The organism is Planococcus lenghuensis (assembly GCF_001999905.1).
GTDB lineage: Bacteria > Bacillota > Bacilli > Bacillales_A > Planococcaceae > Indiicoccus > Indiicoccus lenghuensis.
Genome location: NZ_CP019640.1, coordinates 3,497,224 through 3,509,273 on the forward strand (window position 1 = coordinate 3,497,224; position 12,050 = coordinate 3,509,273).

11 protein-coding genes are annotated in these 12,050 nt (G+C 38.3%); 3 read left to right on the forward strand and 8 right to left on the reverse strand.

The annotated features are described in order from the left end of the window. Window positions 1–30: 30 nt before the first annotated feature. On the reverse strand, window positions 31–543 hold the full coding sequence (locus B0X71_RS17630; RefSeq protein ID WP_077588584.1) for a DUF6431 domain-containing protein: 513 nt from the start codon (window positions 541–543) through the stop codon (window positions 31–33). A 251-nt stretch (window positions 544–794) separates the two neighbouring features. On the opposite strand from B0X71_RS17630, the gene B0X71_RS21280 reads away from it, so the two are divergent. The 3 genes from B0X71_RS21280 to B0X71_RS21695 all read left to right on the forward strand — a co-directional run bounded on the left by B0X71_RS21280 (window position 795) and on the right by B0X71_RS21695 (window position 2,487). Further along, window positions 795–1,085 (forward strand): hypothetical protein, encoded by a 291-nt coding sequence (locus B0X71_RS21280; RefSeq protein ID WP_198038653.1) that lies wholly within the window; start codon window positions 795–797, stop codon window positions 1,083–1,085. Window positions 1,086–1,266: 181 nt separating this feature from the next. Further along, entirely contained in the window at window positions 1,267–1,965 is a 699-nt protein-coding gene (locus B0X71_RS17640; protein WP_077590655.1) for a hypothetical protein, read from the forward strand. Between the two features lie 45 nt (window positions 1,966–2,010). Beyond that, window positions 2,011–2,487, forward strand: coding sequence for a cyclic-phosphate processing receiver domain-containing protein (locus B0X71_RS21695; protein ID WP_332309455.1), 477 nt, complete (start codon window positions 2,011–2,013; stop codon window positions 2,485–2,487). Window positions 2,488–2,510: 23 nt separating this feature from the next. On the opposite strand, the gene B0X71_RS17650 is transcribed toward B0X71_RS21695, so the two are convergent. The 7 genes from B0X71_RS17650 to B0X71_RS17680 form a co-directional block, all read right to left on the reverse strand. Then, on the reverse strand, window positions 2,511–3,638 hold the full coding sequence (locus B0X71_RS17650; protein WP_077590656.1) for a hypothetical protein: 1,128 nt from the start codon (window positions 3,636–3,638) through the stop codon (window positions 2,511–2,513). A 306-nt stretch (window positions 3,639–3,944) separates the two neighbouring features. Further along, window positions 3,945–4,922, reverse strand: coding sequence for a hypothetical protein (locus B0X71_RS17655; RefSeq protein ID WP_077590657.1), 978 nt, complete (start codon window positions 4,920–4,922; stop codon window positions 3,945–3,947). Continuing rightward, window positions 4,922–5,674, reverse strand: coding sequence for a hypothetical protein (locus B0X71_RS17660; protein ID WP_077590658.1), 753 nt, complete (start codon window positions 5,672–5,674; stop codon window positions 4,922–4,924). Before B0X71_RS17660 ends, B0X71_RS17655 begins: the two co-directional genes overlap by 1 nt. Beyond that, window positions 5,671–6,222 carry a hypothetical protein gene (locus B0X71_RS17665; protein WP_077590659.1) on the reverse strand — a complete coding sequence of 184 codons (552 nt, stop codon included), beginning with the start codon at window positions 6,220–6,222 and terminating at the stop codon, window positions 5,671–5,673. Before B0X71_RS17665 ends, B0X71_RS17660 begins: the two co-directional genes overlap by 4 nt. Window positions 6,223–6,379: 157 nt before the next feature. Further along, window positions 6,380–8,800, reverse strand: coding sequence for a DEAD/DEAH box helicase family protein (locus B0X71_RS17670; RefSeq protein ID WP_077590660.1), 2,421 nt, complete (start codon window positions 8,798–8,800; stop codon window positions 6,380–6,382). Next, a complete protein-coding gene (locus B0X71_RS17675) occupies window positions 8,787–9,119 on the reverse strand; it encodes a nucleoside triphosphate pyrophosphohydrolase (protein ID WP_077590661.1) in 333 nt (110 codons plus the stop codon). The genes B0X71_RS17670 and B0X71_RS17675 overlap by 14 nt, the downstream gene beginning before the upstream one ends. Window positions 9,120–9,131: 12 nt before the next feature. After that, on the reverse strand, window positions 9,132–12,041 hold the full coding sequence (locus tag B0X71_RS17680; protein WP_077590662.1) for a DEAD/DEAH box helicase: 2,910 nt from the start codon (window positions 12,039–12,041) through the stop codon (window positions 9,132–9,134). Between the last annotated feature and the right edge of the window lie 9 nt (window positions 12,042–12,050).

Sequence of the window (12,050 nt, forward strand, 5' to 3'; positions counted from 1 at the left end):
TCCTTCTTGTTCGGATAGTTGAAGTGTAATTCACGGACTGTTGGACAAAAAGGCAGAACGGGTATGTATCCAAAAATGATGGTTGGCAACCGGGCGGACAATCTTTGCCAGCCATCCGCCTTCTGCACCAAACCATTGTCCAATTCGCTCATGCGCAGGCAGCTTCCGACTGGACAGGTCGATCGCTGAGGTCTCATTTTCCCGGAACTGGATGAAGAGAGATTGAAGGATAAAGAGCCAGTAATCGATCAGATCAAAGAACCAATACCGCCAACGATAAAGGGTCGATTCATCAGCTGCCACCGTCAGGTGGCCAGTGGGGCGGGTCGCCTCCTCGATGACATCCGCACCGTATCGTTTATAGGGCACAATCACATCCGGTAATTCATGATGGATCTTTTCACATCCCCTGCAGCGCAACCGTCTAATGATGAATGTACGGGATTCACCGCTGTCTTCTCTTACTTTCCGTTCTCTGGAGCCAATGACCTTGTACGCTGTATGACTGCAACAGGGACAAGGAACCTTTTCTGCACACCTAATAAAAAACGCCTTTCGAGGTGCATTCTTCTATGTTATAATGAGAGACGATTATCATATCATGTCAAGAGACGTCTCCCGTCGAGCTACTGGTAATAGCCGACACCAAGGGAGGCGTCTTTTCCTTTCTTCAGGATCGTTAAGGACATTATATCCGTCAATTCCTGGACAAACAATACCATCAACTTTTGGACATTATGAAATAGCATTAACAGTAAACGTCACAAATTCTTTAAAAAAAGGAGAATGAAACTATGAAAAATGTTAAATTAGTTAGTTTTTCTGCTAATGGCACGGAGATATTTAAAAACAAGGGACTCGAAGGTTTAGGGGTGATAGCAATGGCAGGAGCTGGCGGCGCTATCGGTGGGTTATCAGGAGCGAGTATTGGAGCTGGGACGGGAATGGTCCTAGCAGGCCCCCTAGGAGCCGGAATCGGTTTTGGTGTTGGTACTTGTGCAGGAACAGGGACAGGAGTTGCGGCAGGAGCCGTATTCGGTAAAAAGATAACAAATACAGTTAGAAATCAGTTAGGGGAGGGTTAAAAGATGAAAGAAGCTTTTATCAAAGGAGCAATAACAGGAGGAAAGGAGTTTTTTGACTTAGTTACTCGACTCTTAAACAAAAGAAAGTAAATTTTAAAGTTGTTTTACTTCTAGAAACTCGTTTCTAAGAAAAGTGCAAATGTCTCAGAGATAGAAAGCGACCAAGAAAGGGAGAGAAAAAATGAATCACTACAATAATGAAAATCGTATAGATAACACGTGGGCTAACCAAGAGCAACATTATCAGAATGAATCCTTTACTCCTGTGCCTCACCACAATTTTTTTCAATATCCACAGAACTTCCAAAATGATCAAGCACCGGTAAATTGGCCAAACGGAGAATTCTTCCATGATGCGATGAATTCAGATCAACACATAGAATCCAATTGGTATAAACCGCAAAAATATTCGAATTGGTCTATTGGAGTTGAAGTAGGAAATGATTTACATCAAGTGTTCGTCTATCAAGCTGAAACTGCTAAAAATGAGTTGGTTGACAATTCTCTGACAAACGACTGCGGTTTTAAAACATCACCTTCCTACTATATGTATTGCACTGAAGACAATATGAAGTTCCGTTCAAAACCAGAGGTACATATTTATTTTGCTTTAAAAGAAAGAAATGTGCTTTTCTACGCAAACAGTAGTGTTACAGTCTCTTCGGAAAGAAAAGAACCTGATTTTTCGGTAATCTTCAGAGGGAGAATTCACATTTTGGATGTACTAAGCGATAAAACACATACTAGTGAAAAAGACGCAGCAGTTATCAGATTTTATCAGAATCATGGAATCCCTATGCGCTCTTATTCCGCCGAAGACTGCGAAAAGAATCCGTATGGGGTGGTGGATGACTTCCTTAACTGGATTAAGTCACAATAATTGTGCCAGACAATCAATCTTAAAAGCAGAGGAGAGATATCTACCATGAGTTCTACGATTAACTTATATGTAGACGACCTAAGAGACTGTCCGTCTGGTTTTACTGTTGCCCGGAATATTGAAGAAGCAATACATTACTTCGAGAATTGGTCGATTAATATCTTATCACTGGACCATGATCTCGGAGAGGATGATGAAGGAAATTTGCTGCCTACCGGATATGACTTCGTGAAAATTTTTTGTGAAAGAGGTTATCGAGCAAACAAAATTTATATTCATACTGATAATGGAGTTGGCAGAGCAAACATGTTCCATACACTGAAAGGAGCACAAAGGCGAGGCTTTAAAGAACGTATCCCTGGGTCAAAAACAATTAGAATTGTTTTTGACCCAGGGATACAAAAAATCAACAATTCATTTCCCTTTGCTTGGATTTGTGGTTTTATTCATGCAAAAATACTTTGGGCTTCTAACCTTGTCCTCAGTGCATCATCTCAAAGGCTCTTCACCAAGTATCACTAATTCAACTCAGCCTTACTTTTCTTTTAAAAATGGCCTTTCTCTATCATAAAGTCCATAAGGAGTTTGTTATGTTTTTTAGCATTTTTAAGTTGCAATCGTATTGATTTTTGAGTTGCTTTATCTAACAAATGGATACTAGGAGTGTATGTAAGCATATGTATTTGATAATCATACACCATTCTTGAAAATTTCCGAACCCACTCCTCTAACGATACATCTATGGACAAATCGTCGATATTATTCGATACCTCAAAATTACGATTGGCAATACCTGTATATCTTCCTCCTGATTCATAAACGAATATTGCACCTTTCCCTTCGTTTTGAAATAAAGAATTTCTAGTTACATAGTCATTATCTTTATAAACGTCATTATTGGAATCTACGCCAAGATAGTCTTTAAATATCGGTTGTATAAATTGCACCGGAGTATCTAAAACTTCCCTTTTCAAGATTCTACTTTTTACTTTATCCTTCCCTTTAACAAGTTCTCCTGTTGTCATAAGAGATGAGTGATTATTTTCTGTGATGTAAGCAGGATTTGCTAGATATGGAAATCCTAAATTCTTTGAAAAGAGAAAATCCGCCGATAAGTTAAAAAAGTAATACTCATTTATTCTAAGTCCGAAACAAGTGGGCGAGTGCTGAAAAGCTAGTGTATCGACTCCTACAAAGTTTATTCCATCAGAAATATCACTATAATGATAGACAGCTAACATTCTATCTTTTGAAGCTAGGCGTTTTGCTATCGCAAATTGTGGTGTTATACTCGTCATATTTTTGTTTAAAAAGTAGTATCCAAGCCAAAATCCAATACGAACTTTATCAAACCAATCCAGTAAAGTGTCGACTTCTCCTATATTTACTTTCTTTTTATTTAATAGTTTTTCGATAATTGTCTTGGTATCATTCTCCAGTTTTGAATAGTCCGAATTGCACTTTGAGCATGCTGGAAATTGAAATGAACTAATACTAAACTTTCTAATGAAACTATCAGGATTTGTGACCCATTCATCCTGCTTCGGATAATTAACACCTAAATTAATCTCTCTATTTGAATCTCCTGTTAAACGAATTAACCATTGGGGAATAATGTGTTCTTTAGTTTTGTCCTTTACTCCTTCACCACAAAACACACAGTTTTTCTTCATGTAATACCCCCAGCTACTTACTTCCTTAGTTTTCTATAGCTTCCAGAATCCACACTGCCGCATTTTCTATCGGAACCTGCTAATCGTCTGTCTGAACGCTGCACGATTCACTTCTTGCCCAATCAGTCTGTTTTCAAGGAAAGCAATGCCTAAGAGCAGATGGCGAGGTTTTCTCTATTGCTTTTTGTCAATAAAAGCTGAGAATGCCGCCTCGACTCCCGTTGGTAAGCAGGATACCTTAATTACTATCTATGGCTATTCAAAAGAATCCCCCTTAAACATTAACTTCTTATAGGTAATTTCTCATTAAAAAATGTCATTTGTTCCTAGGCCATGAAAATCAGCGATTTCTTTGATTACCTGTTTACCAATTTCTTTAGCGAAGTTGTTCTTAGTCACTCCTTGATCCCATATTTCATCTTCGTTAAACAGGTGAAATAAATACGGTATTATAAAAGCATATATTATTAATGACGAGGCGATTTGCTTATCTATTCTTGCATTAGGTATCGAACAGCTAGAACGAATAAAACATTCTGAAGAGTCACTAAAAATAAAGTTTAGCTTATAGTCACGATATTTAAGTAAAACATCTAAAGATTTAAAAGGGTGAAATTTACTTACGAAAGCCTTTGTTACAAGTAATGTAGGAGTTACATCACTATTGCCCCTTATGGTATGGGTTTCATCAGCTATATTCCCGATGAATCCTGCAATACTTTCAACCTCAAACATTGTTTCTATTAACCCATTGTGATTTATATGCTTATAAAAAAGCCAATAAAACAAGTCTGGATTAATTTGGTAATTCATGATGCTTATTTCTTCGTCACTGTCTAACTCCTTTAAGTAGTCACCGAATAACTTTTTAACTTTATTTATTGATGTAATATTAGTTGTCTGTAATAAAGCGTATACACGTTCATTTAATTCAAAAAATACAGTTTGAACCGTTTCAACAATGACTCTCGCAGCTTTTGGCAGTATTTCACCTCTATCATCGAACATATTACTTCTTCTGCGGGAAGTTTCCACATATGTTTCTCTTACTAAGTATCTTATTACTTGTTGATTTGGCAAGGTGAAATTTAGAATATCAGTTGAAATCTCTCCTGATTTTCTCCACCGAGAAAAAAATTCTCTTTCGTTTTGTGTTAAGTGTTCAATTTGACTTTCAGGAATGTTACTTATAGTGCTAGTACTATGTATACTTAAGATATTCTCTTCTACTTGTTCTAAGTTTTCAATGTTTTCATTAATATTTAATAATGTCACTCCTGCCATTACTTATCAATCCTCTTCAAGTTAATAGTAAGTCTTTTGAGATTCATTTTAACGAGTTTTAGATAAATCATTTTAAAAATAACTCTAAGGATAGGATTTGTTTTTGAATGTGATCCTAATTTTAATTCTATTCTACATTTTCGACCATCAAAGTTTTTGGGTTTCACTATTAATCTAGGAGAAACAACAACTGAATCATCAATCCTGTTAGCTCCTTCAACCATATGACTCCAATATACCCTAGTGTTTCCCCGCTTATCTTTATACACATTTTCTGCGCTAATAGTCTCTTTAGAAATCCATCCGTTAACAATTTCAGTATCATAATAACTAGGCCTGTATATTATAACTAAATCACTCTTTAGAAAAGCTAATATACTGTTTGTTATTTTGTTCCCTTCCGATACAGATACATTTAACTGATAAGATTGTTGAACATCAAGAATTGTTGTATCGGAGTACTCGACAACAAGCTGTTTAATTGCTCTATCTCCATTTGAATTTCTAAAACTTACATTTATGTGAACAGGTTTAAAAATTATCTCAAACAACATCCATTCTAAAAAAAGGACAATTATGCTCGATAATAATATCGATAACGCTGCTAAGATGCCAACTTGTGCCTTTGGGCTATCTATCCCCAAATTCATTAATACTGAAACAAACCAGCTATCTTTTTTTACAAAAACAAACCATAGCGCAAAAACATTGGCCATGGTTTGAATAAATATAGAAACAACTTTATTTTTCATGAGAATACCTCAGGGCCATTAATCAAGAAATCAATAATAGGATACTCTTCCTCTTCTTGAACACTATTTTCTATTGAGATTGTGCCGTTAGCATATATTTTAATCATTTTTAATTGGTCTAAATTATTTTTAAAATCTCCTGTTATAGAAAAGACTCTATATCCATTACTTACAGCTTCTTCAAGGAGGTCAAGTATTAATTCATTATCGGACTTCCATAGCTCAGCCTTTATCTCTTTTATTAATTCATCATTTTCATATCGCTCTTGATCATAAAATGTGATATCCGATAAATTAAAATTCAACCTACTACTTTGACGTATAAACTCCATGAACTTATAGTCCGTCATTATATGTTGGTTAATCCTGTTCTTCAGGAGATGTTTATTGATGCCATTTAAAAATTCCCGATACTGTTCTGGTTCTATTCTTAATCCAAAGAATTTTTCAGAGCTGCCAGTAATCACTCCTGTACTAAGATTTGAGAATTTCAGTATTTTCTTCTTCGTACTGGTGGGATTCTGTGAGAAAAGTTTATAAATTTGCATCTACTTTCACCTCCTAAATTAATAAAAGTATACCCTATTTTCTAAAATATATGTTGACTTTTAGATTATTTTATTTTACAAATTTCGTAAATTAATTAATAGTGATTAGTTGTTTGCAAAATTAAATTGACTGCTTTTTGCTAACTTTAGAAGAAAATCAAAGTAATCGATCTGCTTTTCGTCCAAAGTATACGTGCAACCGGTAATCAGCAATCTGCTTTGTCCATTCAAACAAAACTTCCTGTTCTGTTGCACTTGGTTCTAAATGAATAACGAATTGATTTTGGACGAAGGTAATCAAACCCTCTGTTGCACTTCCGCTCCATTTCGTCATTGGCATTCGTGCAACAAGATCGGCAACTCCTTGTTCGTCGTAGTCCCGGAGCTTCTTCCCCTGTTTATCATTAAAGTCGATCAACCGCCTGTATTCTTTTTCAGTCAGGTATCGATGAAAAAACGGTGCAATTTCTTCAGGAGTAACCGGTTCATACCAATGCACAGAACCCTTTTCCAGCATTGCTGCAAGCACGACCATCTTGTAGCTCTTTGTCATGCCGGTTCTTTCTGCTTCCAAAAACCACAGCTTGAACTTTCCCCATATCGCTGTCTCTGCGCCGGAAAGCTCTCCAGCGAACAGCAGCATACCGAAGTAGCTGCCGAATTCCTGCCTGACTGCTCTCGCATCGGCATTTGCCTGCAAGTGAAACTCCAGATATGTCGGTCTTCTTCCGAGTTCCTGTTTCAAGTTCTGATAAGCCGTTGCGAGAAGTTCTTTTCGCGGCGCGCGTTTTTTCCGGAATTCCTCCAGCAGGTCGACAACTGCCACATCCAGTTCAAGACCGCAATTTTCCGGAACAACCGGTTCATTTTTCCCTTTGGTTTTTCCAGTCCCAGGTTCGGTATCAAATACTGATAGTTTAACATCAGCATTCCGGTAATTTCCGATGAAATCGATGATGACGCAATGCGACTTTCCGTCTGCCAGCCGCAAGCCGCGCCCGATTTGCTGTGTGTAGACAGTGAGTGACTCTGTCGGCCGGATAAACAGCAGTGTATCGGTTTTCGGGATATCGACTCCTTCATTAAACAAATCGACTGTGAAAATGGCTTCCAGCTCCCCTGACTCCAGCCGGTGGCGTGCCGACCGGCGTTCATTAGCTGGTGTACCGCCGTTAAGAGACATTGAACGGATACCCTTCTCCTGAAAGTACTGGTTCATGTACTGCGACTGCTTAATCGAAGAACAGAAGACAATTGTGCGAGTTTGTTTGTACTCCTGCCACCGCTCAAAAATTCTTTCGGCAAATTCCTCCCGCAACTGGACTCGAAGAAGTTCTTCTTCATCGTACCGGTTGCCAAGCCATCGGACTGTCGAGTAATCTGTATCATCATAGACCCCGTAGTATTGAAAAGGAGCCAGCCAGTTTCGGCGGATGGCATCAAGAAAGTGTATGGAGATGGCAACATTGCCATCGCATAAACTATAAATATCTTTATTATCCATCCGCTCAGGTGTCGCCGTAATCCCCAGCAGAAACTTAGGTTCAAAATGCTTCAGCAGACGCTCATAGGTTGGAGCTGCCGCATGATGAAACTCATCAATGACAACCAAATCGAAAGCGTCTTTCTCAAAATGATTTAAATGATGCTGGCTGCCAAGCGTAAAAACAGAGGCGAATATGAAGTCAGCGTCCGTATCTTTTTTGGCAGCGTTATAGAACGCACTCGTCTTGTCGGGATGCACATGACTGAATGAAGAGCGGGCCTGCTGCAGGATTTCATCGCGGTGAGCAACAAACAACACGCGCTTGAATGTTTTGGCGAAAAAAGCAGCCAAGTATGTTTTGCCCAGACCAGTCGCAAGTACTGCCATTGCCCGGTTATAGTCTTCCGCCATTGTCTGTTCAAGCGCTTCCAGTGCTTCCTGCTGTGCCGGCCTCGGCTCCACTGAAGTGATATAGTTTTCAGGCGGATCATCCACTATTTGTGGCTGAGACGGACCAATCGTAATTTCCACTTCTTCCGCCTCTGACCATGCATCGCTCACTGGCCTAGATTGGTTTGCCTGGTTAAAGCGTTCCCGGTAACTCTTGAGTGTTTCCGAGTTGAGTGGAACTGTCTGCTCTGCATAGAAATGTTCCATGAATTGAACGACCGCTTCTTCAAACACTGTCTCGTCGACTCTGGACGGAGCGATTAAATTCCATTCAACGCCTCTTGTCATGGCAGATGCAGATAAATTGGAAGAACCGACAATTAAATACGACTGATCGGTTCCTCTGAATAAATAGGATTTCGGATGAAAAGAAGTGCCGCCGCTCTTCCAGAGACGGATCTCCGCTTGTGGCAAATCCTTTACAAGCAGATCCAGCGCTTCAGGCTGGGTTACGTATAAATAGTCACCGACCAGCAATTTGATCGGCACTCCTCGATCAGCCGCTTTTTTTAAGAATGGCAGAATGAGCTTCACGCCTGATTTCATCGCAAATGCTGTGATCCAATAGATTTCGGTTGCTTCGTTCGATAGTTTTTGCAGATGACCCAGCAGCTCTGAAGTGACCAGCTCAAGTTTTGTCATCTTCGACCTCAATGAGGAAGATGCGTTCTTTAAAGCCTCCGCGTTTTGCCGCTTTTTTCGCGCGAATTTCTTCAAGTTCTTCAAAAGAAGCACCATGGATTTCAGCTGCTGCATGGATTAATTCCAAGAGATCAGCGAGTTCTTCAAGAGCATCTTGGTCATTAGCTGTCGCTCTGTATTCAATTAGCTCTTCTTCTAGCTTCTTCTTGACTTCTTCTTGAAATTCTTGTGTTTCAAGAATTCTAGTTGAATAGTTTTTTCCGTCTCTTCCGATAATTGCTGGAATTGAGTCGCGAACCAACTTATCATAGAAAGGCATTATTGTCCTCCTTTAGGTTGTAGATTTTTGGTCTTCATTAGTTACCAAATAATCATAGAGTTGATATTCAATACTTTGCTCTAAATTAAGATTCATAGTAACAATAGGAAGTTCTTTTCCTTTTTTATCAAAAATAGAAGTTTGTTCGACACTTCTTTGATCAGGAATAGCCTTACCTAAATAATAGAAGCTTTCTTCTTTGTCGTATTTCTGTACGAATATATGGATAGTTATCCCCAACTCTTGAGCTCGTATAATGGCTTTCACTTCTTCTGAAGCAAGTGTTCGGTTATTTTTAGTAAACCACTTGAGTATTTCTGGGCTTAGAAATTTATCCTCATAGTTAATATTTGATTCCACTTCTTTACGTTTATGATAAGTAATAAATATTGGACAAGTATTATGCTTCACTCTATAGCCGTATACTGTAGAAGTTTCATCCTTATCCCAGTCTAATAACCGACAAACGTCTTTTCGTGTATACTTCTCATATAAAGTCAACGATTTATCTCGATTATATTTACTATTCAGTTGCCGAGCACTTTTTCCTATATCAATAACCATTTCTCTAAAGAAAGTATTAGTAGCTAAACTCATACGTAAGTCTTCATTTAAAAAGAACTCATTATTTTTTAGTTTAATGATTGATTGCTGCCCGTACTTTACGCGTGCATTTTGCGTAAAGAAATCTAAATTGAAGATTCGCTTCACTGAATTAAGTACTTCTTGGGTTAGTTCGCAATTTGCCATTGAAAGTTGGTACATATAGTTCTCCATTGAGACTGTTTTGGATTTCAGCAACAATTCTAGGAGAATGATTTCATGTAGTCGTTTACCATTTAATATTTCTTGTGAAAACATAGTAAGAACAGAATTTTCGTAGTCGGACAAAGAAGGCTCGATCTCTTTTACTTTCAGCAAAAATTGGTAGTAGTTAAAGTATGGCTTCTGAACAAGAACTTTCGGATCAATTGAATGGTTGGTAACGAAATCTACAAGCATAGGTCTTCGGCCAAGACGGTTTTTTAATTCGATAAATGCTTCTCGCAGTAGCTTGAACTGCGTTAAATTGCTACTGTTAATCGAGCTGAAAACCCGCTCTTTTGCAACTGCTTCAAAGTTCACAGTCGATATGCCCTTAATATAACTCGTGTCTTTTACATGCCGACGCACATTATCTTTATTTTGCGAACGGTCTCCTGAAAGAGCAACTGGGATTAAATAATTATTACGGTAATTACCGATGAAGTCGATAATCGTTACGAAGTCTTTTGAGTTATGCTTTCTGAGTCCTCTTCCCAGTTGTTGGACGAAGATGATGCTCGACTCTGTCTGTCTTAACATAACCACTTGATTGATGCTCGGAATGTCGATTCCTTCATTAAAGATATCAACGGTTAAAATATAATCCAACTCCCCATTTTCTAACCGTTCTACTTGTCGAATTCGTTCTTCTTGTGAGTCGCCTCCCGTTAATCCCACCGTTCGAAGTCCTCGTTCATTAAGTGCTCGTGATAATCGTCCAACTTCCTCTTTACGGCTACAGAACATTAATCCTCTAACCCTATCTCCAGAGAATCCGTAGTAATGGATTTTCTCTAAAATGTGGTTTATTCGTTCTTCAGTAACAAGTTTTGTTAAAATAACCGCTTCATCCGTTACTTCTCCATCTATTTCAAGGTCTGTCACACCAAAATAATGAAACGGACAAAGCATATCTTCTTCTAACGCTTCTTGAAGTCGGATTTCATAAGCAACATTATAGTTAAATAGCTCATAAATATTAAATTCATCGGTTCGTTCCGGAGTAGCTGTCATCCCCATTAAAAAATTCGGTTTAAAATGATCAATTACACGTAAATAAGATTTTGCCCCTGCTTTATGTACTTCATCGATTAAAATATAATCAAATGCTGCCGGGTCGAACTGCTTTAAGTTCTCTTCTTTCGAGATCGTTTGGATGGTAGCAAATACATATCGTGCGCTGGATTGCTTGGACGAACCAGATAAAATACCAAAATCTGATTCTATCCCACCAAGAATTCGCATGAAGTCAGATTTTGCTTTCTGTAGAATCTGTTCTCGGTGAACGACAAATAACATTCGTTTCGGAGCAAATCGCCTCACGTCAAATGCCGATAAGTACGTTTTACCAGTCCCTGTTGCTGAAACGACAAGCCCTCGCTCTTCTCCTGCTTCTCGTACAGCTAAGATCTTTTGTAGCGCTGCTTTTTGCATTTTATTCGGCTCGATTTTCACCGCTTCTTGAACTGGGTTTACTTGGTATGGCACAGGGAGTTCAGCCACTTTTTCTGGATTGGAAAAAGTGGTCGGCGGTGTGTAATCTCTTTCATATGTCGTTATCCACTCTTCTGTTAAAGGCTGAGCGTTTTCCCACACGTCCTCAAACTGCTGGTTAAAATGGCTAATAATTTCACCATTTCCATGAGAAGTTAATTTAACATTCCACTCATAATTTGCTTTTAATGCTTGAGCCGTTAAATTAGAACTCCCGATGATCAACGAATAATGAGATGATTGCTCAAAAATATATCCTTTTGAATGAAAGCCGGCTATATTGGCTAGCCTTACTTCAATATTTGTTACTTTCAATAGTTCTCTAAAAACTTTTGGTTGATTGAAATTCAGAAAAGTAGAAGTAAGAATTCGACCTTTGATTCCTTTTCTCTTTAAATCAAGTAAGTGAGATTTTAGGGTGGCCAACCCACTCTCTGTTATGAAGGCAACAGAAAATAAGAAAGACTGGCAATGATTTAACTCTTCAAGAAGTGTGGCTAACACGTTTTCGTTCTTTTCTTTATTATTGATCAAAAGTTTTGGCTTGTAGTTTCCGTAGCTAGTTTTTTCCTGGTCAATAAACCCTTGATGAAGTGATGCTTCTAAGTTTTCTATAAAGCTCATTTTTTTCAC